Annotated in this window: 24 protein-coding genes; 6 read left to right on the forward strand and 18 right to left on the reverse strand. The window is 56.8% G+C overall.

Features of this window, described 5'->3' with window-relative positions; all coding sequences use genetic code 11:
* The first annotated feature begins 9 nt into the window (after positions 1-9).
* The gene (gene bioD / locus E0L20_RS22145) at positions 10-705 is read left to right on the forward strand and encodes a dethiobiotin synthase (RefSeq protein ID WP_131635790.1); all 696 of its coding nucleotides are present in this window, start codon (positions 10-12) and stop codon (positions 703-705) included.
* Here the strand turns inward: bioD and clcB are convergent.
* The 9 genes from clcB to E0L20_RS22190 all read right to left on the reverse strand — a co-directional run bounded on the left by clcB (position 640) and on the right by E0L20_RS22190 (position 9,762).
* A complete protein-coding gene (gene clcB / locus E0L20_RS22150) occupies positions 640-1,950 on the reverse strand; it encodes a voltage-gated ClC-type chloride channel ClcB (protein WP_131635791.1) in 1,311 nt (436 codons plus the stop codon). The two genes, bioD and clcB, sit on opposite strands and share 66 nt — an antisense overlap.
* 103 nt (positions 1,951-2,053) lie before the next feature.
* On the reverse strand, positions 2,054-3,202 hold the full coding sequence (gene osmV / locus E0L20_RS22155; protein WP_131635792.1) for an osmoprotectant ABC transporter ATP-binding protein OsmV: 1,149 nt from the start codon (positions 3,200-3,202) through the stop codon (positions 2,054-2,056).
* Positions 3,202-3,849, reverse strand: a complete 648-nt coding sequence (osmW, locus tag E0L20_RS22160) for an osmoprotectant ABC transporter permease OsmW (protein WP_131635793.1) — start codon at positions 3,847-3,849, stop codon at positions 3,202-3,204. Before osmW ends, osmV begins: the two co-directional genes overlap by 1 nt.
* Before the next feature lie 8 nt (positions 3,850-3,857).
* Positions 3,858-4,757, reverse strand: coding sequence for an osmoprotectant ABC transporter substrate-binding protein OsmX (gene osmX, locus E0L20_RS22165; RefSeq protein WP_131635794.1), 900 nt, complete (start codon positions 4,755-4,757; stop codon positions 3,858-3,860).
* Positions 4,758-4,775: 18 nt separating this feature from the next.
* Entirely contained in the window at positions 4,776-5,486 is a 711-nt protein-coding gene (gene osmY, locus E0L20_RS22170) for an osmoprotectant ABC transporter permease OsmY (RefSeq protein WP_131635795.1), read from the reverse strand.
* A 313-nt stretch (positions 5,487-5,799) separates the two neighbouring features.
* Positions 5,800-6,537, reverse strand: coding sequence for a YoaK family protein (locus E0L20_RS22175; protein ID WP_131635796.1), 738 nt, complete (start codon positions 6,535-6,537; stop codon positions 5,800-5,802).
* 155 nt (positions 6,538-6,692) lie between these two features.
* Positions 6,693-7,316, reverse strand: coding sequence for a glutathione S-transferase family protein (locus tag E0L20_RS22180; RefSeq protein ID WP_131635797.1), 624 nt, complete (start codon positions 7,314-7,316; stop codon positions 6,693-6,695).
* Between the two features lie 72 nt (positions 7,317-7,388).
* Positions 7,389-8,585 (reverse strand): MFS transporter, encoded by a 1,197-nt coding sequence (locus tag E0L20_RS22185; protein WP_131635798.1) that lies wholly within the window; start codon positions 8,583-8,585, stop codon positions 7,389-7,391.
* A gap of 49 nt (positions 8,586-8,634) precedes the next feature.
* Positions 8,635-9,762: an alpha/beta hydrolase gene (locus E0L20_RS22190; RefSeq protein ID WP_131635799.1), complete on the reverse strand. Its 1,128-nt coding sequence runs from the start codon at positions 9,760-9,762 to the stop codon at positions 8,635-8,637.
* A 111-nt stretch (positions 9,763-9,873) separates the two neighbouring features.
* Between E0L20_RS22190 and E0L20_RS22195 the strand changes: the two genes are divergently transcribed.
* Positions 9,874-10,758, forward strand: a complete 885-nt coding sequence (locus tag E0L20_RS22195) for a LysR family transcriptional regulator (protein ID WP_131635800.1) — start codon at positions 9,874-9,876, stop codon at positions 10,756-10,758.
* A 43-nt stretch (positions 10,759-10,801) separates the two neighbouring features.
* On the opposite strand, the gene E0L20_RS24120 is transcribed toward E0L20_RS22195, so the two are convergent.
* Positions 10,802-10,960 (reverse strand): YnfU family zinc-binding protein, encoded by a 159-nt coding sequence (locus tag E0L20_RS24120; RefSeq protein ID WP_242673428.1) that lies wholly within the window; start codon positions 10,958-10,960, stop codon positions 10,802-10,804.
* A 209-nt stretch (positions 10,961-11,169) separates the two neighbouring features.
* Positions 11,170-11,382: a transcription antiterminator/RNA stability regulator CspE gene (gene cspE, locus E0L20_RS22200; RefSeq protein ID WP_010430585.1), complete on the reverse strand. Its 213-nt coding sequence runs from the start codon at positions 11,380-11,382 to the stop codon at positions 11,170-11,172.
* Positions 11,383-11,766: 384 nt separating this feature from the next.
* Here cspE and E0L20_RS22205 point away from each other — a divergent pair, with 384 nt between their 5' ends.
* Positions 11,767-12,204, forward strand: coding sequence for a VOC family protein (locus E0L20_RS22205; protein WP_131635801.1), 438 nt, complete (start codon positions 11,767-11,769; stop codon positions 12,202-12,204).
* 10 nt (positions 12,205-12,214) lie between these two features.
* On the opposite strand, the gene E0L20_RS22210 is transcribed toward E0L20_RS22205, so the two are convergent.
* Entirely contained in the window at positions 12,215-12,583 is a 369-nt protein-coding gene (locus E0L20_RS22210) for a helix-turn-helix domain-containing protein (protein ID WP_131635802.1), read from the reverse strand.
* A gap of 333 nt (positions 12,584-12,916) precedes the next feature.
* On the opposite strand from E0L20_RS22210, the gene oqxA reads away from it, so the two are divergent.
* Together oqxA and oqxB are read left to right on the forward strand one after the other, a co-directional pair.
* A complete protein-coding gene (gene oqxA / locus E0L20_RS22215) occupies positions 12,917-14,092 on the forward strand; it encodes a multidrug efflux RND transporter periplasmic adaptor subunit OqxA (RefSeq protein WP_131635803.1) in 1,176 nt (391 codons plus the stop codon).
* A 23-nt stretch (positions 14,093-14,115) separates the two neighbouring features.
* Positions 14,116-17,268 carry a multidrug efflux RND transporter permease subunit OqxB gene (oqxB, locus tag E0L20_RS22220; RefSeq protein ID WP_131635804.1) on the forward strand — a complete coding sequence of 1,051 codons (3,153 nt, stop codon included), beginning with the start codon at positions 14,116-14,118 and terminating at the stop codon, positions 17,266-17,268.
* 64 nt (positions 17,269-17,332) lie between these two features.
* Here oqxB and oqxR read toward each other — a convergent pair whose 3' ends face one another.
* The 3 genes from oqxR to E0L20_RS22235 form a co-directional block, all read right to left on the reverse strand.
* Complete coding sequence (gene oqxR, locus E0L20_RS22225) at positions 17,333-17,812, reverse strand: efflux pump transcriptional repressor OqxR (RefSeq protein WP_131635805.1); 480 nt, start codon at positions 17,810-17,812, stop codon at positions 17,333-17,335.
* A 137-nt stretch (positions 17,813-17,949) separates the two neighbouring features.
* Positions 17,950-19,338: a sensor histidine kinase gene (locus E0L20_RS22230; protein ID WP_131635806.1), complete on the reverse strand. Its 1,389-nt coding sequence runs from the start codon at positions 19,336-19,338 to the stop codon at positions 17,950-17,952.
* Positions 19,338-20,015, reverse strand: a complete 678-nt coding sequence (locus E0L20_RS22235) for a response regulator (protein ID WP_131635807.1) — start codon at positions 20,013-20,015, stop codon at positions 19,338-19,340. Before E0L20_RS22235 ends, E0L20_RS22230 begins: the two co-directional genes overlap by 1 nt.
* Positions 20,016-20,220: 205 nt before the next feature.
* Between E0L20_RS22235 and E0L20_RS22240 the strand changes: the two genes are divergently transcribed.
* Positions 20,221-21,057, forward strand: coding sequence for a MipA/OmpV family protein (locus E0L20_RS22240; protein WP_131635808.1), 837 nt, complete (start codon positions 20,221-20,223; stop codon positions 21,055-21,057).
* A 55-nt stretch (positions 21,058-21,112) separates the two neighbouring features.
* Here the strand turns inward: E0L20_RS22240 and dmsD are convergent, their stop codons facing one another.
* From dmsD to E0L20_RS22255, 3 genes are all read right to left on the reverse strand, one after another.
* Entirely contained in the window at positions 21,113-21,727 is a 615-nt protein-coding gene (gene dmsD / locus E0L20_RS22245; protein ID WP_131635809.1) for a Tat proofreading chaperone DmsD, read from the reverse strand.
* A gap of 44 nt (positions 21,728-21,771) precedes the next feature.
* Complete coding sequence (locus tag E0L20_RS22250) at positions 21,772-22,626, reverse strand: dimethyl sulfoxide reductase anchor subunit family protein (RefSeq protein WP_131635810.1); 855 nt, start codon at positions 22,624-22,626, stop codon at positions 21,772-21,774.
* Position 22,627: 1 nt separating this feature from the next.
* The coding region (locus tag E0L20_RS22255) for a 4Fe-4S dicluster domain-containing protein (protein ID WP_131635811.1) at positions 22,628-22,976 on the reverse strand (349 nt) is incomplete at its 5' end.

Raw genomic sequence — 22,976 nt, forward strand, 5'->3', positions numbered from 1 at the left:
GAATGAGTCATGCTTAAGCGTTTCTTTGTTACTGGTACTGATACCTCCGTCGGGAAGACAGTGGTATCCCGTGCGTTGCTGCAGGCCCTGACGGCAAACGGTAAACGTGTTGCAGGGTACAAACCGGTCGCAAAAGGCAGTAAAGAGACGCCAGAGGGACTGCGCAATAAAGACGCCCTGGTTCTGCAAAGCGTTTCGTCACTGGAGCTGCCTTACCACGCCGTCAATCCTATTGCGCTGAGCGAAGATGAAAGCAGCGTGGCGCACAGCGGCCTGATCAACTACAGCCTGCTCTCCGATGGACTGTTAAACCTGAGTGAGAAAGTCGATCACGTTGTGGTCGAAGGCACCGGCGGCTGGCGTAGCCTGATGAACGATTTACGTCCGCTCTCGGAGTGGGTGGTACAGGAGCAGCTGCCGGTGGTGATGGTGGTCGGCATTCAGGAAGGATGCATCAACCATGCGCTGTTAACGGCGCAGGCCATTGCCAATGATGGCCTGCCGCTGATTGGCTGGGTGGCTAACCGCATTAACCCTGGGCTTGCGCATTACGCCGAAATTATCGACGTGCTGAGCAAAAAATTGCCAGGGCCGCTAGTAGGCGAGCTGCCTTATCTGCCTCGCGCAGAGCAGCGTGAATTATCGCAGTACATCGATCTCTCGGCCTTCGGCAGCGTGTTGCCCGTAGATAGAGTCGTGGCGTAACGTTCTCGACAGAACGGAGGCCACCACGCAGGCAACCAGCAGGCCGGGCAGTAAAAAATACTGCCCGGTCATTTCGCACACCATCAGTGCCGACATAATCGGCGCGTGCGTCGTTGCAGCCAACAGCGTTGCCATTCCCGCCAGCCCCAGCAAAATTACCGTCTCCGAACCCGGCAAAAACAGCGTGACGATTTGCGCAAAGAGCATCCCTGTCGCCATCCCCACGAACAGCGTTGGGGTAAATACGCCGCCCGGCGCGCCCGAACCGCTGCTCGCCAGCACCGCCAGTAATTTACAGATAAACACGCCAGCAATCACCGACAGCAGCGGCGGCGCGATAAGAAACGCCTGTACCACGCTGTAGCCATTGCCCCAGACTTTCGGCGTCAGGAGCGACAGCAGTCCGACAATCAATCCCCCCAGCGCCAGCTGCAGCGGGGGCGTGAGCTTGAGCCGCAGAAAAAGCGCGTGGCTCGCGCTCATCAGCCACATCAGGAGTGGACCGCATACGCCTGCCAGCAGGCCGACGCCCGCGATCAGCGAATAATCCGTTGCTGTAAGCACCTCGCTAAGATGCACATCATAAAGCGTGCTGGCTCCCGGGCTGAGCAGGCGCGTTGTGAGTAGCGCCACCACGGCGGCAATCACCACCGGGCCGAGGGAGGCCAGCATCAGCGTGCCAAACAATATTTCCGCGATGAAAAGGCTGCCTGCTAAAGGCGCGTGATAGGCGCTGGCCATCCCGGCGGCGGCTCCGCAGGCGATCCAGAGTTTCCATTCAGCTTTCGGCGTAAAGCGCCGGGCGAAAAAGGAGGCGGCCAGGGCAGCGAGCAGGATCATTGCCCCTTCACGACCGATGGCGCTACCGCTGGCGACCACCAGCAGCGAGGCGAGGGATTTCACCAGGCTCGCCCCATAATCGAACCGTCCGTCTTCGGTTTCCAGCGCTTCCATATAATCGGTTGGCGCATGAGGGCGCTGTGCGGTCAGCCGCTGCCAGCCCCATAACAGCAATCCTGCGGCCAGCCCGCCAAGTGCCGGGGTCAGCGCGCGTCGCCAGGGTGATAACGCGGCGGCGGCGTTGACCAGGCTGCCGCTGTCGTTACTCAGAAACAGCCACTCCAGCAGGTACATGCTGTGGCGAAATACCGCAACGGCCAGCGCGGCCAGCACGCCGGTAACGGTGGCAATCAGGAGTCGGCGAAACATCGCGCGGATGTCGGGGTAGGGGTGAAGACGTTGCATGAGGTCGCGATTAAACGGTGAAGATACACTATTGTGGCGGCAAATCGCGGGGTTAGCAAAAGGTATGCGTGCGAAAAAGCCGGGCATAACCCGGCTGTAGGCATTAGCTCTCGCTATGAATATTCAGCGCACGGCGCGTGCGGCCTGAGCTGAGATACTCCGCAATGTAATCCTGCGAAATTTCGCCGTTGTAGCGCCCGTCCTCATCGACAATCGGCATCCAGCTGGTGTTGCTCTCATACAGGCGGGAGAGCACCACGCGCAGGTTATCCTCCGCCTTACCGGTCATGCGGAACGGATGCAGAATGTCGGCGCAGGCACCGCTGGCGTGGCGCGCTTCGCGGCGCTTCACAAAGCCCAGCGGCTTGCCGTGCTCGTCGACCACGGTGATGGCGCGAATATCGTTGTCGTCCATGATGGCAAAGGCCTCAGGCAGGGGAGTCGATTCACGCACCGTGATCGTAGGCTGCTGGTCCGTTACGTCGCCAGCAGAGACGAGCAGCAGGCGCTTCAGCGTGCGGTCCTGGCCCACAAACGACCCGACAAACTCGTTCGCCGGTTTCGCCAGCAGTTCATCCGGGCTGGCGCACTGCACGATTTTCCCCTGACGGAAAACCGCAATGCGGTCGCCGAGCTTGAGCGCTTCATCAATATCGTGGCTTACCAGCATCACCGTCTTTTTCAGCTTGCGCTGCATCTCGAGGAATTGGTTCTGGATCACCTCGCGGTTGATCGGGTCGACCGCACCAAAGGGTTCATCCATCAGCAGTACCGGAGGATCCGCCGCCAGGGCGCGGATCACGCCAATACGCTGCTGCTGGCCGCCGGACATCTCGCGCGGATAGCGATTCAGAAACTTATGCGGGTCCATCGCCACCATGTCCATTAGCTCTTCGGCACGCGTTTTACAGCGCGCTTTATCCCAGCCCAGCATGCGCGGTACCACGGTAATGTTCTCTTCGATGGTCATGTTCGGGAACAGGCCAATCTGCTGGATAACGTAGCCGATGTTGCGGCGCAACGTCACGGTGTCCATGCCGCTGGTGTCTTCACCGTTAATCAGGATCGTCCCGCTGCTTGGCGTAATGAGGCGGTTAATCATCTTCAGCGTGGTGGTTTTGCCGCAGCCGGACGGGCCGAGCAGGACGCACATTTCACCTTCGGGCACGTTCAGGTTAACGTTGTCGACGGCCTTAAAGGTCTGACCATGCTTCTGCGAAAATTGTTTAGTGAGGTTTTCCAGTTTTATCATTATCGTATCCCCTTCGGAGTCAGTACTACCTGCAGACGGTGCAGCAACCAGTCGAGCACAATCGCTAAAAGACAGATCATCAGCGCGCCCGCAATCAACATGCGAATATCGCTTCCGCCGATGCCGTTAAGCAGCAGCAGGCCCAGTCCGCCCGCGCCGATCACGGCGGCAATCGCCATCACGCCGATGTTCATCACCACGGCGGTGCGAATACCGCCGAAAATCACCGGCAGCGCCATCGGAATTTCGACCCAGCGCAGACGCTGCCAGAAGGTCATGCCGATACCGCGTCCGGCTTCGCGCAGGCCCGGCGGCAGGCTGTCGAGCGCGGTGTGGGTATTACGTACAATCGGCAGCAGCGAGTACAGAAATACCGCCGTGATCGCGGGCAGGGCGCCTATACCCTGACCGATCAGCGAAAACAGCGGGATCATCAGGCCAAACAGGGCGATAGACGGGATAGTGAGCACGATGGTGGCAACCCCCAGCACCGGCGTCGCCAGCCATTTGTGTCGCACAATCAGAATGCCCAGCGGTACGCCGATGATGATGGCTAAACCTACGGCCAGCGCCACCAGCCACAGGTGCTGCAGCGTCAGCGTTAACAGGTAGTCCCAGTTATCAAGTATGTAGTGAACGGTATCCATAGAGCCTCCTACAGCAACTGTTTGCTACGCAGGAAATCACGGGCGACCTGCTGCGGTGACTGATGGTCGATATCCACCTTTTTGTTCAGTTCGGTGATAACGTCGTTGTTAAGCTGGGCAGAAAGGGTATTGAGCGCCTCTTCCAGACCCGGGTTTGCCTCCAGCGTGTCCTTACGCACCACCGGCGTCACCGCGTAGCTCGGGAAGAAGCCCTTGTCGTCTTCCAGCACCTTGAGGTCGAAACCCTTCACGCGGCCGTCTGTGGTGTAGATCAATCCGGCATCAACGAACCCGTCGCGCACGGCGTTATAGACCAGACCGGGGTCCATCTGGCGGATCTGCGGGCGATCCAGTTCCATCTTGTAGGCCGCCTGTAGCGGCTTCATGCCGTCGCTTCGCCCGGCAAATTCCAGGTCTAAGCCCAGCAGCCAGTTGTTATCCGGATCGGTTTTACGAACCTGTTCAATCTTTGCCACCATCTCGGACATGGTGTTGATGTGTTCCGCCTCGGCGCGCTTGCGCTGCATGGCGAAAGCGTAGGTGTTGTTCATATCGGCCGGTTTGAGCCATACCAGTCCGTGCTTCGCGTCCAGGCGCTTCACCGTCTCGTAAGACTCCTGCGGCGACATGCGTTTGTTGATGTGGTTGAAGATGATCAGCGAGGTGCCGGTATATTCCCACGTCATATCAATCTGTATGTTGATCATTGCGTTGCGGGAGATCACCGTCGCGATATTGGTCTGGGGCTGTACCTGAAAGCCTTTCTTCTGCAGGTACTGCACGGTCATTGCCGAAAGGATGTGCTGCTCGGTAAAGCTCTTGGTTGCCAGAATCAGCGGGGCAGCGAGCGTCTGGCTGGTGAAAAGCGCCGCGGCACAGAAGGCCGTCAGGCCGGAAAACAGTCTCATAAAAGCTCCTTGTTATAGTTATCGAGCGAGATGCGGACTCATCACGCGACCCAGCGCAGCCAGCAGGGTATCGAGGATCAGGGCGAACAGGGCGGTGGCCGCCGCGCCGAGGATCAGCGTCGGGAAGTCGTTCAGGTAAATGCCGGGGAAAATCAGCTCGCCGTAGCTGCTGGCGCCGATCAGGAACGCCAGCGGCGCCGTACCCACATTGATGGCGGTGGCGATGCGAATGCCCGAGAGCATCACCGGCCAGGCGTTGGGAATCTCTACCTGACGCAGGCGCTGCCATTTGGTCATGCCGATACCGTTAGCCGCTTCCAGCAGCGAGGCTGGCACCGAGCACAGTCCCGCATAGGTGTTGCGCACAATCGGCAGCAGCGAAGCGAGGAACAGGGCGATGATGGCGGGCGTATCACCGATGCCAATCACGACCATCGCCAGTGCCAGAACGGCCAGCGGCGGCAGGGTGTTGCCAACGTTAAAGATCTGCATCACGTATTCTGCGATACCCCGCGCAGCCGGGCGGCTGAGCAGAATGCCGCTGGGAATTCCGACCAGCAGGGCAAAAAACATGGATGAGAAAACCAGGATTAAGTGCTGCTGCCCGAGGTAAATCAGGTCAACCTGACGCGCTTTGATCGTCTCAAGCCCAATTCCCCAGGTCAGGAGAGCCAGAACAACGATAATCGCGCCGATAAAAAGCAGCGAGCGTTTGAGTAATGGGTGCATTGCGGTGTGTCTCCCTGTGCGCATGCGTTATAGCAACCACCGGTTGCCTGTTGTAATGCCATGTTTTGGCAGGGGGTCATTTAGCTATAGCAAGCGTTTGGGAAGGGTACCAGCGAAGGGGGGAAATCAGTAACCCTATGAAATTAGTGAGAACCTTATGCCAGCCCTTATGGCATAAGGGCGGAGCGCGGCATGGGCAGAATAGTCTTAAAAACGAAAATTAGAAGTGACATTGTCACAAATAAGAGGCCGTCCCCTGGCCTTGCGGCACCGCGTCGACCTGTTTTCCGCTTAGGATAACGACAGGCAACATTCAGGCGGCGGCACGCACCCGTCGAACCCGCGTTGAGACGGTGATAATTGAAACGATAGCGACCACGGCAAGCATCAGCCCGATCGCCAGCATGGCGTTAAACCCGATCCACCTGAACAGCAGCAGCCCCGCGATACCGCCCGTAATAAACGAGAAAAGGGTCGTTAAGTGGGTTTTCAGCTGACTTTTTTGTGCCGCCGTATCTTTGGAATAATCCCTGCGGAGCATCGCCACCAGGACGGAGGCCAGTGAGATCCCCGCGTCCGTCAGCGTGCCGGTAATGTGCGTCGATCTCACCCGTCCGCCGGAAAGTTGCGTGGAGGTGGAGTTGTGAATGCCCATCAGGCCGCACAGAAAAAGAATAATCTCGCGGTTGCTGGTGAGGGCATGAAAATACATCTCGTAGACGGAGACGCCGGTCAGCAATATCCCCTCGACAAACAGGATCTGGCAAAAAACCAGCCTGACGTTATGGATAATGCCCCATATCACGATTGTGCGCGCAATAATGGCGCCTGCGACAAAGGAGAGAATAATCGAGCCGAAGAAAATAATATCGCTCAGGTCGGTGGAAGAGACTTCGCTGGATAACTGTGAGGTGTTGCCGGTCATGTGTGAGGGGAAAAAGCCAAATGCCCCGAGGGCGATGGCATTCAGCAAACCTGCCGAGGTCGCCAGCCAGAGAGCAAGCCGGCGATCCTCCTTATGCGTTCGTTCTTTCTTGAGTCTAATCAGCAAGAATACCTCCGGGTTGAGCGTTGCCTGAATAGTCAGGCTAGCAAAGCGGTGCAGCGGGCTGTCCAGGATATGGCTTAATTATTATTCCCTCTGGCGACTTTCAGGGTTAAGTAATTAAATAAAATATCCTTGCTCAAGATAGGGGCGTGAAGACTTTATATCATGCCGTTATTGCCGTGACGCAAAAACGCCGGGCGCTGGTTAAGACGTTCAAACCAGGCCTCAATTGCAGGCACGTCGGGCTTATCAAACGGCGTCATCTTCCAGCGGTTCACCGACAGCCCAAGCACGACATCCGCAAGGGTAAACGTTTCGCCCGCCGCAAAGGCACCGGTGCGCTGCAGCTGGTTTTCAAGAATGGTGATGCAGTGGTTCCACTCTTTTATTCCCGCCGCAATGCGCGCCGGATCGTTAAAGTCCGGGTTTTTACGCCCTAGCGCCGGAAAGACGTAGCGCCAGGCGTTATTGAATTCTGAAGCCTGCCAGTCCATCCAGCGCTCGACGTTGGCGCAGGCCTGCGGCTCGGCCGGAAGCAGATCGTGACGTCCAGCCTTGCGCGCCAGATAGCGGCAGATGGCGTTGGACTCCCACAGCACAAAATCATCGTCAATCAGCACGGGCACCATGGCGTTCGGGTTCAGGGCGCGGAATGCGTCCGTTTCCGTAGAGGCAAAACCGCTGCCGTAGTCTTCCTGAAGGTAATCAAGACCTGCTTCTTCGCAGGTCCAGAGCACTTTACGCACGTTGATGGAGGTGGTTTTGCCGAGAATGTTAATCATGTCGCCGCTTCTCTTCAAAGTGATGAATCGTTTAAAAACAATACACCAGCGGTGAAGAAAAGCGTCAACAAATCATCCGGCGAGTGATTTATGAAGACGCGAAAGCAGAAGCGTCAACACAACCGCGCCCAGGAGCAAAATTCCGCTCAATGCAAACGTGCTCTGCCAGCCGCTATGATCGAACACCATACCGCCTGCCGTTGAACCTAGCGCAATAGAAAGTTGGATCACGGCGACCATTAACCCGCCACCGGCTTCGGCATCTTGCGGCAGCGTTCGCGCAATCCATGTCCACCATCCCGTTGGTGCTGCCGTCGCCAGCATCCCCCAGAAGCCTAACAGCAGGGCAACGATCCACACGCTGTGACCGGTCAGTATCAACACGCCTGCAATGACGGCCATCAGCAGGGGAATGGCGATTAACGTCTGGTAAAACGCCGCGTTCAGAACCATGGCAACGAGCAGTGTGCCAACAAAACCCGCGACGCCGATCGTGAGTAAAATCAGCGATAAGCCAGAGGGACTGACCTGCGTGACGGTTTCAAGAAACGGCCGCACATAGGTAAAGAGCGCAAACTGTCCCATAAAGAACAGGCCGCAGGCCAGCAGACCCACAGAAACCGCTCGCTGACGGAACAAACGAAAAATGCTTCCACGCGAGGCATCGTACTGATTCCCTTTCATACCCGGCAGGCTAAAACACTGCCAGATGAACGCGACTATCGCCACGGGAACGAGGCACAGGAAGGCGCCGCGCCAGCCAATGGTGGCGCCGAGATAACTCCCGAGCGGGGCGGCGACCACCGTCGCCAGCGCATTCCCCCCGTTGAATATCGCCAGCGCGCGCGATACCTGATGCTGAGGAACAAGGCGAATTGCCGTTGCGGCAGACATGGACCAGAACCCGCCTATAGCGATACCGATCAGCGCGCGGCCAGTCATGTAAACCAGATAGTTTGAGGCGAAAGCGATAATCATCCCCGAGAGCGCCATCAGGAGCGTCATTCCCAGCAGAAGGTGTTTGCGGTTCATATTCCCGGCAAGCCGGGAAAGGAAGAGGCTGGTCAGAACCGCCAGCGCGCCGGAGATGGCGATCCCCTGGCCTGCGAGCCCCTCCGTAACGCCCAGATCTCTGGCAAGAGGGGTAAGCAGGCTGACGGGCATAAATTCCGAAGCAATCAGGACGAATACGCACAGGGTCATGGCAAAAATACCGCCCCAGTGCGCGCGTTCCTCATTCTGTGAGGTGGTAGGGTTCAGAGTGGACATAGTCATCTTTCACGAAGGGCCGCCCGCTCAATACGGGCGGCGGAGAGGGTTATTTCAGGCTGGTTTTGAAGAACTGCTCAAACTGGCCGAACGGGATCTTCCCGGCAGCATTGTCATAGAGGTCGACATGGTTCGCGCCCGTAACAATCACCAGTTCCTTCTGCTTACTACCGACCGCTTTAAACGCATCTTCCGCAAAGTAGCGGGAGTGTGCCTTTTCACCGGTGACGATAAGCGTCGGGATAGTAATTTCACCGGCGTAGCTCAGCAGCGGCATATTCATGAACGACAGCGGCATGGTGGGAGTCCAGGCTCCGGTGGAGTTGACGGAGCGCGCGTGGAACCCGCGCGGCATGCGGTAGTAGTCATAGAACTCCTTCAGCACCGGATGCGGGTCTGCTGGCAACGCCTCGGGCAGAATACGTTCAGCCGCCGTCACCTTGCCGTTCTCATCGACATAAATATCATGGCCGCCGTGCGCGAAGGTCCCGTTCTCAGCATCTTTCCAGCGCTGTGCGTTCAGATACTGCAGAACGGCCCGGCGGTCAGACGTTGAATAGCGATCTTTCCCGTCGCCCACGCCGTGGCCCATCGCCCGGCTCATGTCATACATCACGCTGGTGGCGACCGCTTTCACGCGGGTATCCATGGAGGCCGCATTCAGCGCCATACCGCCCCAGCCGCAGATGCCAAGAATACCAATTCGGTTACGATCAACCTCTTTCTGTAAACCCAGGAAATCCACCGCCGCACTGAAGTCTTCGGTGTTGATATCCGGAGACGCGACGTTGCGCGGCTGGCCGCCGCTTTCGCCCGTATAGGATGGGTCAAATGCCAGCGTCACAAAACCTTGTTCAGCCATCGTTTGCGCGTACAGACCGCTCGACTGCTCCTTAACTGCTCCAAACGGACCGCTAACGGCAATGGCAGCCAGCTTGTTGTCGCCACGATCTTTAGGAAGATAAAGATCTCCCACCAGGGTGATGCCGTATCGGTTCTGGAAGGACACCTTGCGGTGATCGACTTTGTCACTTTCGGCGAAGGTTTTATCCCATGTGCTCACCATCGAAACAGGTGCGTTTGGGTTGGTGGTTTCTGCATAACTCATTGTCGTTACTCCACTTAATGATGCGCATAGCAGCATCGCCACGGTTAGTTTTTGGGTGAATGTTTTCATCAGCGTTACCGCGTGTTGTTGTGATGCGACCATTATAATTAGCAAAAATAGTGCTGATTAGAGGCGGGTAAATGCTAAAATTCATACCATATTGTTATAAATGGGGGCGAAATGGCGAAGCGGGAAAACTACAATGAGCTTTATCTGTTTATGCAGGTGGTGCGTGAGGGAAGTTTTACGGCAGCCGCGCAGCGACTCGGGCTGGCACAGTCCGGTATCAGCCGTTCGGTGCGTGAACTCGAAGAGCGCCTTGGCGTGCAGCTTCTGGTGCGCACTACGCGAAAATTGTCGCTGACCCACGCAGGAGAGCAGCTCTATCAAACCGCCGAGTCTGCGTTTGATGCGCTGGATAGCGGCCTGGCGACGCTGGCACACTATCGCCAGACGCCATGCGGCACGGTGCGCATCAATGCCAGCCAGCATGCCATTGATAAATGCCTGCTGCCAAAGCTCGCGATGTTTAAGCAACGCTACCCGGACATTCGACTGGAGCTGATAAATGAAAGCCGCTTCGTGGACATCATCGCCGAGCGCTTCGACGCAGGGATTCGGCTGGGGCCGGAGGTAGGGCAGGGAATGATTGCCGTGCGCATCACCCCCGATATGGAAATGGCCGTAGTTGGTACCCCGGAACACTTTCGACGCTACGGTTTCCCCCAGACGCCAGCGGATTTAGCGGCGCATCCCTGTATTGCCTACCAGTTCGCCGACGGTAGCCGCTATCATTGGGAGCTGGTTCAGGAGGGGAAGACCGTCACACATCGACCAGAAGGCCAGTGGGGGCTGTCGGACAGCTATATGGAAGCCGAGGCCGCCCGGTTGGGGCTTGGGCTGGCCTATGTGCCGGTTGAGCTGGTGACGGACGATTTAGAGCGCGGAACGCTTATTCGGGTTTTGCAGCGTTACAGCCTGCGTATGGAAGGGATGTTCCTTTATTATCCGCACCGCAACGTGTCGCCCGCACTGAGGGTGGTGATCGATACGCTGAAAATATAGTTTTATTTCAGGGATAAATAGAATGTCAGGAACACGCCTTCATTCATTTAGAGGATTTAAAGAGGGTACTGCAAAATGGACAGACAAGTTGAGCGCCTTTCTGGACGCGGCTAAAGCTGTGTTCTGAATCTTTTGCACAGTTTGGACATGCGCATTTCACTAAATAATTACGATGAGTTTGTGTTTTTTTACGTACTGACATAGGGCGCTCCTGCTAAAAGGGGACAACAACAATACACGTTTAAAATGATAATTACTTATTTTTTTTAACAATATTTGTCGAGATTAAGACGTCAGAAAGTATAAATAAAAAACCCGCACGGGGCGGGTTCTTTTTATTATCAGTAGCATTTAACTGCTCGGGCCAAGGCCGTCATCGCTATCGCAAGCGCCACTGATAACGAGCACCTATTACAGTGCTGTGACGTTACCGGCCGCAGGGCCTTTAGCGCCATTTTCAATGGTGAAGGACACTTTCTGGCCTTCGTCCAGAGTTTTGAAGTTATCGCCCTGGATTGCAGAGAAATGCACGAATACATCTTTGCTGCCGTCGTCAGGAGTGATAAAGCCAAAACCTTTATCTGCGTTGAACCATTTTACTAAACCAGTCATTTTATTAGACATAGATAATTCCTTAATTGATGAGCCACATAGTGCGGCGATGATGGCCTGTAGTGAGAGTGACTTATTTGGCACTTAGGAGAAGGCTCATGAAGAAGGGATATCTAAGGATAGCACTTGAAATGAGGACTGCTTTACTAAAACTGCTTTCATAAGGTCTGTTTTCCAAACCGATGACGCTATTAAGACACAGAATATTTTTTTCCGCAACGTAAATATTATTTTATTTTAACCATTTAAACACCCGGATGGCTGAACGGCAGGCAATTAATTCAGGCCGCTACAAGCGCTAAATATGCCCACCGTTATGCTGGCGTTCACCATTAGACGGGGAGATGGCGTTAGTAGTATAAGTACGATTCATTTTCAGGCAATGAGGGACGATGGATGTTGCAAAATTTACCCGGAATTGACGTTCTGTTTATCGCTGGGTTTGGGCCCATTTCGCAAAATACCGAGTCCAGCGCCGAATTTTATGTGCACACGCTTGGGTTGCCGCTTAAGCCAATGGAGGGTAATTGTGATTACCTTTCGGCAGAAGAAGGGCAGCTGGACGGCGTTAAGCATTTTGCGGTCTGGCCCCTGTCGCAGGCATCGGGTTCATGTTTCGGGACCGACCTGTGGCCTGTTGAATACCCGATACCGCAGGGGTGGATCGAATATGAGGTACAGGAGCTTCATTCCGCTACGACCCTCCTTAAAGAGAAGGGATATCGCGTGTTGGTGGACAACCGTACAGAGCCGTGGGGTCAAACCGTTACCCGATTACTGAGCCCCGAAGGGCTGCTCACCGGGCTCACGATAACCCCGTGGCTTCGCGGATAATGCCCATTCTTTAATGCGTACCCGTGCGGATAATGGCTTTATCCGCTTCCATGGTGCCGACACTTCGGCGCCATGCGCCGGGAGCCTGACCATACTGACGCTTGAAGCTACGGTTGAAGGACTGCTGAGAGTCAAAGCCCAGCGCAATCGCTACGTTCAAAATCGGTTCATCGCTGCGGCTAAGACGCTCAACCGATTTTTGCAGCTTTTGTGCGCGAATGTACCCGGCGAGGGGGTATCCCGTATGTTCTTTGAAGAGGCGCTGGAGGTGCCATTTCGAGTAGCCGGAGCGTCTTGAAACGGTTTCAATATCCAGACGGCTATCCAGGTTGTTATCAATCCAGTCGAGCAAATCGTGCATAAATGCGCCAGTGTTCATGGTGTTACCCCCACGCAGAAAATAAAAAGCATCTTTGTCTGTTGCATTTAAAGTTGGCCTGGTTTGACGTTAATTGCAAGTTTTATTGTTGCATTTAATTCCCTGGCCGAAACAGGGCTTTTTCGGTTGCCTCAAATAGCACATAAAGTGCAACAATTATTCTTGCACTTAATTAAGCGCCTTCCTACAATCGCCGCGATAGTGTATTCGCAACTGTTACAGTTTTGTGGCGATGAACGGCACAAATGGCCTTAAGCCTGCCCGGACAAAGGAAGTGGCGCGGCGTCTCTCGCTGCGTCTTGCCCGGCGGCTACAATTACCGGAATAAAAATAATGAGCCTGCAAAAAACCTGGGGTAACTTTCATCTGAACGCGCTGGGGGCGGTGATACTCTCCCTGGCGCTCGCCGGCTGTGATGACAGCGTCGCGCAAAACGCCGCGCCACCCGCGCCCGACGTCAGCGCCGCTGACGTGGTCGTAAAATCCATTAGCCAGTGGGACAGCTTTAACGGGCGGATCGAAGCGGTGGAAAGCGTTCAGCTTCGTCCCCGCGTCTCTGGCTACATTGATAAAGTGAATTACACAGACGGCCAGGAGGTGAAAAAGGGCGAAGTGCTGTTCACTATCGACGACAGAACCTATCGCGCCGCCCTGGAACAGGCGCAGGCAACGCTGGCGAGAGCCAAAACGCAGGCCAGTCTGGCGCGAAGTGAAGCTAATCGTACCGATAAGCTGGTCAACACCAACGTGGTGTCCCGTGAGGAGTGGGAGCAGCGTCGTTCAGCAGCCACTCAGGCGCAGGCCGACATTCGCGCAGCGCAGGCAGCCGTTGACGCCGCCCAGCTTAACCTGGATTTCACCAAAGTGACCGCGCCGATTGATGGGCGCGCCAGCCGCGCGTTGATCACCAGCGGTAATCTGGTCACCGCAGGCGACAGCGCGAGCGTACTCACCACGCTGGTCTCCCAGAAGACGGTTTACGTCTACTTTGACGTGGATGAGTCAACCTACCTTCACTACCAAAATCTGGCCCGCAGCGGGCAGGGGGCGTCCAGCCATCACACGGCGCTGCCGGTTGAGATTGGCCTTACCGGTGAGGAGGGCTATCCCCATCAGGGCAAAGTGGATTTTCTGGACAATCAGCTAACGCCGAGTACCGGCACCATCCGCATGCGTGCGCTGCTGGACAACGCCCAGCGTCAGTTCACGCCGGGGCTGTTTGCCCGCGTACGCCTGCCGGGCAGCGCGGAATTCAAAGCCACACTGGTTGACGACAAAGCGGTGCTGACCGATCAGGATCGTAAGTATGTCTATATCGTTGATAAAGAAGGGAAGGCGCAGCGCCGCGATATCACGCCGGGGCGTCTGGCTGACGGTTTACGCATCGTGCAGCAGGGGTTGAAGCCTGGCGATAAAGTCATCGTCGATGGCTTACAAAAAGTGTTTATGCCGGGCATGCCGGTAAACGCTAAAGCCGTTGCCATGAACGCCAGCGCCGCCCTCAACTGATCCCTTACCTGAGAATCCAACCCATGGACTTTTCCCGTTTTTTCATCGACAGGCCGATTTTTGCGGCCGTACTGTCGATTATGATTTTTATCACCGGATTGATCGCCATCCCGCTGCTGCCGGTGAGCGAATATCCTGACGTCGTCCCGCCAAGCGTGCAGGTGCGCGCGGAGTATCCGGGCGCCAACCCGAAAGTGATTGCCGAGACCGTGGCGACGCCGCTGGAAGAGGCGATCAACGGCGTAGAGAACATGATGTACATGAAGTCCGTCGCGGGTTCTGACGGCGTGCTGGTGACCACCGTCACCTTCCGTCCGGGTACCGATCCGGATCAGGCGCAGGTACAGGTGCAAAACCGCGTCGCGCAGGCCGAGGCGCGTCTGCCGGAAGACGTGCGGCGTTTGGGCATCACGACCCAGAAGCAGTCACCGACGCTGACGCTGGTGGTGCATCTGTTTTCACCTAACGGCAAATACGATTCGCTGTATATGCGCAACTACGCCACGCTGAAGGTGAAGGACGAGCTGGCGCGCCTGCCCGGCGTTGGCCAGATCCAGATTTTCGGCTCGGGCGAATACGCGATGCGCGTCTGGCTGGATCCCAACAAGGTGGCGGCGCGCGGGCTGACGGCCTCGGACGTGGTCACGGCGATGCAGGAGCAGAACGTGCAGGTCTCTGCCGGGCAGCTCGGCGCCGAGCCGCTGCCGAAAGAGAGCGATTTCCTGATCTCCATTAACGCCCAGGGGCGTCTGCATACCGAAGAAGAGTTCGGCAATGTTGTCCTGAAAACGACGCAGGACGGTACGGTGGTGCGCCTGCGCGACGTGGCGCGGATTGAAATGGGTTCCGGCAGCTATGCGCTGCGTTCCCAGCTGAACAATAAAGACGCGGTCGGGATTGGTATTTTCCAGTCGCCGGGGGCGAACGCCATCGATCTGTCTAACGCGGTGCGCGCGAAAATGGACGAACTGTCCACGCGCTTCCCGGAAGATATGAAGTGGGCGGCACCTTACGACCCGACCGTTTTCGTGCGTGACTCCATCCGCGCGGTGGTGCAAACGCTGCTGGAAGCGGTGGTGCTGGTAGTACTGGTGGTGATCCTGTTCCTGCAAACCTGGCGCGCGTCGATCATTCCGCTGATCGCGGTGCCGGTTTCAGTGGTGGGGACCTTCAGCATTCTCTATCTGCTGGGCTTCTCGTTGAATACCCTGAGCTTGTTCGGGCTGGTATTAGCCATCGGTATCGTGGTGGACGATGCCATCGTGGTGGTGGAGAACGTTGAGCGAAATATCGAGGAGGGGCTTGCCCCGCTTGCGGCGGCGCATCAGGCGATGCGCGAAGTATCCGGGCCGATTATCGCCATTGCGCTGGTGCTGTGCGCGGTGTTTGTGCCGATGGCGTTTCTCTCCGGCGTTACCGGGCAGTTCTACAAGCAGTTTGCGGTGACTATCGCGATTTCCACGGTGATCTCCGCCATCAACTCGCTGACGCTCTCTCCGGCGCTGGCGGCGCTGCTGTTAAAGCCGCACGGCGCGCCGAAAGATTTCCCGACCCGGCTTATCGATCGTCTGTTCGGCTGGATTTTCCGTCCGTTTAACCGCTTTTTCCACCGCAGCTCGAACGGCTATCAGGGGCTGGTGGGCAAAACGCTGGGCCGACGGGGCGCGGTGTTTGCGGTATACCTGCTGCTGCTGTGCGCCGCTGGCGTGATGTTTAAAACCGTCCCCGGCGGGTTTATTCCGACGCAGGACAAGCTGTACCTGATTGGCGGCGTGAAGATGCCGGAAGGTTCGTCGCTGGCGCGCACCGACGCGGTGATCCGCAAGATGAGCGAAATCGGGATGAATACCGAAGGCGTGGACTACGCGGTCGCGTTTCCCGGCCTGAACGCGCTGCAGTTCACCAACACGCCGAATACCGGGACGGTCTTCTTTGGCCTGAAACCGTTCGACCAGCGTAAACATACTGCTGCGGAAATAAACGCGGAGATCAACGCGAAAATCGCGCAAATTCAGGAAGGCTTTGGCTTCTCCATCCTGCCGCCGCCGATTTTAGGGCTGGGTCAGGGATCGGGCTATTCCCTGTACATTCAGGATCGCGGCGGTCTGGGCTATGGCGCGCTGCAAAACGCGGTAAACACCATGTCCGGGGCGATTATGCAGACGCCGGGTATGCACTTCCCGATCTCAACCTATCAGGCTAACGTTCCGCAGCTGGACGTGATGGTTGACCGCGACAAGGCGAAAGCGCAGGGCGTGTCGTTGACCGATCTTTTCGGTACGCTGCAAACCTATCTGGGCTCGTCGTACGTGAATGATTTTAACCAGTTCGGGCGCACCTGGCGCGTAATGGCGCAGGCCGACGGCCAGTTCCGCGACAGCGTCGAGGACATCGCGAATTTGCGCACCCGTAACAGCCAGGGCGAAATGGTGCCGATTGGCAGTATGGTGAATATCACGACCACCTACGGCCCGGACCCGGTGATCCGCTACAACGGTTACCCGGCGGCAGATCTGATTGGCGATGCCGACCCGCGCGTGCTCTCTTCCGCGCAGGCGATGGCGCAGCTGGAAGGAATGTCTAAGCAGATCCTGCCCAACGGCATGAATATAGAATGGACGGATCTGAGCTTCCAGCAGGCGACGCAGGGCAATACGGCGCTGATCGTCTTCCCGGTCGCGGTGCTGCTGGCGTTCCTGGTTCTGGCGGCGCTGTATGAAAGCTGGACGCTGCCGCTGGCGGTGATCCTAATCGTGCCGATGACCCTGCTGTCCGCGCTGTTTGGCGTTTGGCTGACGGGCGGCGATAACAACGTGTTCGTGCAGGTGGGGCTGGTTGTGCTGATGGGGCTGGCGTGTAAAAACGCGATTCTTATCGTGGAGTTTGCCCGCGAGCTGGAAATGCAGGGGAAAGGGATTATGGAAGCCGCGCTGGAGGCCTGCCGCCTGCGTTTACGTCCGATAGTGATGACCTCCATCGCCTTTATCGCCGGGACCATTCCGCTGATCCTCGGCCACGGCGCGGGGGCGGAGGTTCGCGGCGTTACCGGGATCACGGTGTTTGCCGGTATGCTGGGCGTGACCTTGTTTGGTCTGTTCCTGACGCCGGTGTTTTACGTTACGCTACGTAAATTCGTGACGCGCGGTAAACCGGTAAAAGACGTTTTGCCCGCGTAGGATGTGGCAGATAATAAAAAACCGCCTTCACAATGAAGGCGGTTTTTTTGTAATAAGACGGTCATTAATCCGCTTTTTTATACGGAATATCAAGTTCAGGCACCGGATCGCACCCGCTGGTATCGGCTCTTTTGACCTCTTCTAGCGCGCTTGCCACGGTATGACGGGCTAAAACATCCAGCGAAGCCTGTTCAGCCTCTTCGGAAATAGACTTGAAGTACCAGCAGGCGTTAGCGCTGACCACGCAGCGGGCCGGTACGTCAGGGCGCGACGCCCACAGTTTTTTATCTTCGATGACAGAAAGGTAGATATCGCGCAGGGTGATCTCTTCCGCCGGGCGACCAAGATGAATAGAACCGTTGCGGCCAAGCGTGGAGACGATAATGCCGTCGCGGGTGAGAGGCACCATCAGCTTGCGGATAAAGCTCGGGTTCGCTTCCAGACCGTAGGCCAGAATTGCACTCGTCGAACGTTCACCCGATTGCTCCGCCATCGCTACGCTGAGAACCATCTGCAGAGCTGTCGGGAAGCGGTAATCTAACATTTTCGTGTCCTGGGTCGCGGTGAATCTTGTTCTTTTTGGCACCGCAGAGGTGAATAAGCAATAAACAACAATATAACAAATACGGTAATTTTTTTGAAGCAATCTGCGGCATTCGCGATCGCACATTGCATTCTCTTTCAGGCGATTGCAGGGTGAGGGAAGGTGACCGTCGCCTGAAGGCCGCCTTCTGCTGAACTATTCAGGGCCACACGACCGTTGTGCTGGTGTGCAACCGCCTTGACGATGGCAAGCCCTAAACCGCTTCCGCTTTGCATCTGGCCGGGATCGCGGAAAAATCTGTCGAATACACGCTCGCGCAGCTCAACCGGAATACCCGGCCCCGCATCGGAGACGCGCAGCTGGGCCGTTGCCTCTCGCGTGCGTAAATCCACCTCGACCCGCCCGCCTTCAGGGCTGTACTTGACGGCATTTTCAATTAAGTTGTCAATCAATGACACCAGCCGTTCCCGAACGCCGGCGACGCAGATTTCACCATCGGAGTAGAATTCCAGCTCTATCCTGCGCGCCGACGCGAGCGGCTCCAGCGCAGCCATCCGCTCCTGTACGAGCGTCGTCAGCGGCACAGGCTCCATTGCCGCGTCAATGTGCGCTTCGCTGTGCATCATCAGCAGCAGCTGATTGACGAGACGCGCAGCGCGGCTATTGCTGCGAACAATTCCTGCAAGCAGCTCCTGTTGGCTTTCGCTGGTTACCCAGGACTGCAACGCTTCCACGTTGATCCGCATGGCGGCGAGAGGGGTGCGCAGCTCGTGAGCGGCATCGGCAATAAACATCTTTTCCCTTTCTGCGCTTTCCCGCACCCTGGCGAGAAAGTCATTAATCGCGTCTACCGTATGGCGAAGCTCCCTGTGTCTGGGAACGGCTTTTAGCGGAGAGATATCGTCTGGCGTGCGTAATGAAATTTCATTCACTACCTTGTTCCAGGGGCGCATCGCAATGCGGATGGAAAGCCACGCGGGGAACAAAAGAAAAGGGATGCACACCAGCAGAGGCATGATGTAATAACCGCGCGAGTTCAGGTAGATAAAGAAATTCCAGCTGCCGGCAGGGGTGAAAAGGGTGACCTCAACGTCTGAATGGGTGGATTTTAGCGTACGGCTGGTCCAGGCGTGCCCCTCACTCTGAACGCGCTGCATTTGCCCCAGACGGGTATTTTTCACCTCCGTCGGCGCGCCATCCGATGCAAATATAACCTCTTTATTCTGGCGAACGATGAGGTTGATTGACAGCTCCGGATCTTCACCGCCGCCGTACCCTTCCCGCAGCGCCTTGCTGAATGCGGCCAGCACGGCGTTTCGCGCCTGTGGGCGATCGTCCATTTTCTCAACGAGGGAAAAAAGCGTCTCGTAGGTTTCGTTGCCCGTGAGTATTGGGGGGCTACGCAGGTCCTCCAGCAAAATGAAGGTCAAGAAAAGAGACCACAGCAAGGTCAGCAGGAGCATCTGCGCTACCAGCATTCGCTTTACAAGCGTAGGTTGTGTGAGGTGGCACCACAGGTTACGCATCAACCTGCCGCCTTCTGAACGGGGACGGTATCAATAACATACCCGACGCCCCGCACCGTTCGGATATAACCCTCGCCGATTTTTCTCCGCAAATTACCCATATGCACGTCGAGCGCATTGCTGAGGTTCTCTTTGTTGCCGAATATCCTTTCTTCCAGATACCGGCGGGTGAGCACGCGGTCAGCGCGCAGCATCAGCGTTTCTAGCAGCGCATATTCGCTTGCCGTCAGCTCGACGTGACCCGCGCTCACCGTCACGCGCCGCGTTGGCACGTGGAGCGATAAACCTCGAATGTCGATTGCCTCATTTTCAAAACCGTAGCTGCGGCGCGCAAGGGCCCTCACTCGGGCCAGCAGCTCGGCAAGAACAAAGGGTTTAACCAGATAATCGTCTGCGCCTGCATCCAGCCCGCTCAGGCGATCCTGTAGCGTACCTCGCGCCGTCAGGATGATGACGGGTATCCCCTTGAGCTGATGGCGCAAGCGCGTCATCAGGCTCATGCCATCACCGTCGGGCAGCCCAAGGTCGAGCAAAATAAGTTCCGGCACGCAGGCGTCAAGCTGATGCAGCGCATCCTCTTTACGGCGAACCCATATGACATCAAATCCTTGATCTGAAAGGGCGATACGCACGCCGTTGCCGAGATCCAGGTCGTCTTCGATCAGTAAAATTTTCACATTAATCACTGTATCAACGGTGAATGAAGAACAACTTAAGAAAAAAACGGTAGCAGGAAAGTTGTCAGGTTTACAGCACCTTCCGGGGCTTCAGCGTTTCTTCATATTCGGCTCATAAGAACCTTAGGGTGAGTATTCAGAATGGGCGCTCTGGCGTTTAACACCGCCTGTGTCGTCATCATTTGAATCAAGAAGGACATCTGTAATGAGAAACATCCAACTGCGTCATACGTTTCCCCGTGCACTCATCGGTCGCAGCATAAAAAACATGGTGCCGGGTGCCGTCCTGGCGTTACTGACCACCCCAGCGCTGGCGGCAGAATACAATCAGGGCAATGTGTTAACCCTGGGGGGCGGCATAGACGTCGCGCCACGCTACTCGGGATCGGATAAAAGCCGCGTCAGCGCGGCTCAGGTTGTTGATTACGCGATGGCAAACGGCTTTTTTATCAGCACCTCGCGGGGGCTTGGCTACGGCAACAATTTTGGCAATCTGGATTACAGTGCCGCACTGAGCTATCGCACAGGCCGAAAAGATAAAGACGTAAGCAGCGATTCCATCAGCTCCGGCAGCGACGAGCTGCGAGGGATGGGCGAGATCAAGGGCTCGGCAATCGTGGTGCCCGGGCTGGGCTACAAGGTCAGCGACTGGCTTAATCTGCAGCTGCTGGCCGAAGTGCCGGTTTCTGAAAGAGACAATGGTGAAGCCGTGCACTTCGGTATTGCCAGCCCGCTTTATACCTCACCGAAAAATGCGCTGACGCTGTCGATGAACGGCAGTTGGGGAACCAGCAAGTACATGCAAAGGTACTACGGCGTAAGTGCCGAACAGTCAGCCGCGTCGGGATTTTCCCGACATGAGCCCGGTGCGGGACTGTACGCCTGGTCGGTGAATGTTGACTGGAGCCATAAGCTTACCCCGCGCTGGAGCATCCTTGCGGCAACGGGCGTTACGCAGCTGGTGGGGGACGCAGCCGATAGCCCCATTGTTAAACGAAAAACATCGCCAACGGGAAGCCTGAAGGTGACGTATAGCTTTTAAAGGGTTGCGGGGGGAGCCTGACGGCACGCCCGCCAGCCGGGGCATGCCGCTGAGGTTAGCGATACAGCGTTTTTTCAACGACCGGGGTGAGTAACGCGCCACGCCAGTCCGCAAGCGTCAGCTGTGCAAGCTGGCCCAGCGCGGCGTAGAACGGATGGCCAGCGTTCTCGACAAATACCGACAGGAAGCGCGTGCTCCACGGCAGCAGGTGCCAGGCGAGGAGTTGGTCGCACTCGGCGTCGCGGCCGTTCTCAGCCAGCCAGGCTGCCAGCAGCAGCAACGTACCGAAGTGATCTTCTGGTTCGTTCTGCTGCGTCTCAAAGGCGATCGTGTTTTCACGCATCCACTGGCGCAGCGCGAGCGTCGATTCGCCAAACAGCACGGACTCGCGATCCAGCCAGACGGAACCCCACGGCGGCGCGGGCAGAGCATACGGGCCAATAAACAGACGCTGCCAGGCATCCTTCAGGGCCTCATCTGAGGGGGTTTTAAAGATATCGGCAATCGGCCGTAGCTTTTCCTGCTCCAGCGGCCAGTCCTGAATCCAGTCACCCGCCGTAAGGGCATTCACCAGCGGCGCGGCCTGCTCGCTGTCCGGGGAGTAATAAAACAGCGCGCCCAATACTCTGGCGCTAAAAGCAAAAGATTCACGATGTGATACGTCAGTCATTACAACATTCCTTGCGCATGCGCGGGTTGCCCCGCGCACCTGTGTTAACCCGCAATCGCCATACCTGCGGTCATATGCAGACCATAGAATAGTCCACGGCCAAGCAGTTCACCCAGCACTACCAGGATAATACCAGCAAAAAGGGCAAGGGTTTTAGGTTCCTGGCGGCGAACCAATGGGCAGATCCAACAGCCTAACCCCGCTGCAACCAGCACGAGACGCCAGACCTGCAGCGAACCGTAATCCGGCAGCAGGGCGCTGGCCCGCTGGACCGAGCTGTGGATTGTTGTCAGCTCGTTGCTTTGCAGAACGATAACCGCCGCAGTGGTGAGCAGCGCCAGTACGCTGACTGAGGCGGTGAGTGCGCTTTTAAACGGCGCTTTCGCCACGCGCAGCAGCAGGGCAGCCAGCAGCGGGCCGCCCAAAAACAGGGTCAGGAAGAACGCCAGCGTGGTATAGCCCGTGTACCAGGTGGGGACCGTATCAATCTGATAAACCCGCGTCATGGCCCAGACGAAGACAATGCCCAGGATCTGACAGACCACCAGCCAGACTTTGCCCAGCGCAGGGGGCATCTTGCCGATAACCGACACCAGCCACCAGAAGCCGCCCACGGCAAAGAAGACGGAACCTGCGGCGATCTCATTGCTGAGCGCGGAGGCGCCTACGCGGTTAAGGGAGTTGAACGCGCGTAGAGGCGATCCAAGATGGAGTATGGAGGCCATAAAGCCAATCCCCATTACCACCCACAAAAAGAACATGCTGCGGACAATCCGCGCTTTTATCGCATCGTCTTTTTCACTAAGCCAGGCAAGGCCCATCACGATTAACGCCCCGGCGACGCACTGTCCGAAGACGGTGAAGATCACCAGCGGCCATTCATGCCATCCACTTCCCATCTCACACCTCCTTCGGGTTTGCCAGATAGCCGGTGGTGTCACCCGTCGGACGGCTGTTGGCGTTAGGTTTAATCACGATGCTCGGCTTGGTGAAGTGCGCGGACGGCAGCGGCGCGACGGCAGCAAGCTGGCCGTGCTTTTTACGCAGCTCCTCAATCGGGCCAAAGTCCAGCGCGCGCAGCGGGCAGGACTCCACGCAGATCGGTTTTTTACCGTCGGCCACGCGGGAGTGGCAGCCGTCGCACTTGGTCATATGGCCTTTGGCTTCGTTGTACTGCGGCGCACCGTACGGGCAGGCCATATGGCAGTAGCGGCAGCCGATGCAGACGTCTTCGTCCACCACCACAAAG

The organism is Enterobacter wuhouensis, from assembly GCF_004331265.1.
Classification (GTDB): domain Bacteria; phylum Pseudomonadota; class Gammaproteobacteria; order Enterobacterales; family Enterobacteriaceae; genus Enterobacter; species Enterobacter wuhouensis.

What these genes read in the sequence shown, in the direction of transcription:
- bioD (WP_131635790.1), top strand. Translation starts at nt 10, where the DNA reads ATGCTTAAGCGTTTCTTTGTTACTGGTACTGATACCTCCGTCGGGAAG.
- clcB (WP_131635791.1), bottom strand. Translation starts at nt 1,950, where the DNA reads ATGCAACGTCTTCACCCCTACCCCGACATCCGCGCGATGTTTCGCCGA.
- osmV (WP_131635792.1), bottom strand. Translation starts at nt 3,202, where the DNA reads ATGATAAAACTGGAAAACCTCACTAAACAATTTTCGCAGAAGCATGGT.
- osmW (WP_131635793.1), bottom strand. Translation starts at nt 3,849, where the DNA reads ATGGATACCGTTCACTACATACTTGATAACTGGGACTACCTGTTAACG.
- osmX (WP_131635794.1), bottom strand. Translation starts at nt 4,757, where the DNA reads ATGAGACTGTTTTCCGGCCTGACGGCCTTCTGTGCCGCGGCGCTTTTC.
- osmY (WP_131635795.1), bottom strand. Translation starts at nt 5,486, where the DNA reads ATGCACCCATTACTCAAACGCTCGCTGCTTTTTATCGGCGCGATTATC.
- E0L20_RS22180 (WP_131635797.1), bottom strand. Translation starts at nt 7,316, where the DNA reads ATGATTAACATTCTCGGCAAAACCACCTCCATCAACGTGCGTAAAGTG.
- E0L20_RS22185 (WP_131635798.1), bottom strand. Translation starts at nt 8,585, where the DNA reads ATGTCCACTCTGAACCCTACCACCTCACAGAATGAGGAACGCGCGCAC.
- E0L20_RS22190 (WP_131635799.1), bottom strand. Translation starts at nt 9,762, where the DNA reads ATGAAAACATTCACCCAAAAACTAACCGTGGCGATGCTGCTATGCGCA.
- E0L20_RS22195 (WP_131635800.1), top strand. Translation starts at nt 9,874, where the DNA reads ATGGCGAAGCGGGAAAACTACAATGAGCTTTATCTGTTTATGCAGGTG.
- E0L20_RS24120 (WP_242673428.1), bottom strand. Translation starts at nt 10,960, where the DNA reads ATGTCAGTACGTAAAAAAACACAAACTCATCGTAATTATTTAGTGAAA.
- cspE (WP_010430585.1), bottom strand. Translation starts at nt 11,382, where the DNA reads ATGTCTAATAAAATGACTGGTTTAGTAAAATGGTTCAACGCAGATAAA.
- E0L20_RS22205 (WP_131635801.1), top strand. Translation starts at nt 11,767, where the DNA reads ATGTTGCAAAATTTACCCGGAATTGACGTTCTGTTTATCGCTGGGTTT.
- E0L20_RS22210 (WP_131635802.1), bottom strand. Translation starts at nt 12,583, where the DNA reads ATGAACACTGGCGCATTTATGCACGATTTGCTCGACTGGATTGATAAC.
- oqxA (WP_131635803.1), top strand. Translation starts at nt 12,917, where the DNA reads ATGAGCCTGCAAAAAACCTGGGGTAACTTTCATCTGAACGCGCTGGGG.
- oqxB (WP_131635804.1), top strand. Translation starts at nt 14,116, where the DNA reads ATGGACTTTTCCCGTTTTTTCATCGACAGGCCGATTTTTGCGGCCGTA.
- oqxR (WP_131635805.1), bottom strand. Translation starts at nt 17,812, where the DNA reads ATGTTAGATTACCGCTTCCCGACAGCTCTGCAGATGGTTCTCAGCGTA.
- E0L20_RS22230 (WP_131635806.1), bottom strand. Translation starts at nt 19,338, where the DNA reads ATGCGTAACCTGTGGTGCCACCTCACACAACCTACGCTTGTAAAGCGA.
- E0L20_RS22240 (WP_131635808.1), top strand. Translation starts at nt 20,221, where the DNA reads ATGAGAAACATCCAACTGCGTCATACGTTTCCCCGTGCACTCATCGGT.
- dmsD (WP_131635809.1), bottom strand. Translation starts at nt 21,727, where the DNA reads ATGACTGACGTATCACATCGTGAATCTTTTGCTTTTAGCGCCAGAGTA.
- E0L20_RS22250 (WP_131635810.1), bottom strand. Translation starts at nt 22,626, where the DNA reads ATGGGAAGTGGATGGCATGAATGGCCGCTGGTGATCTTCACCGTCTTC.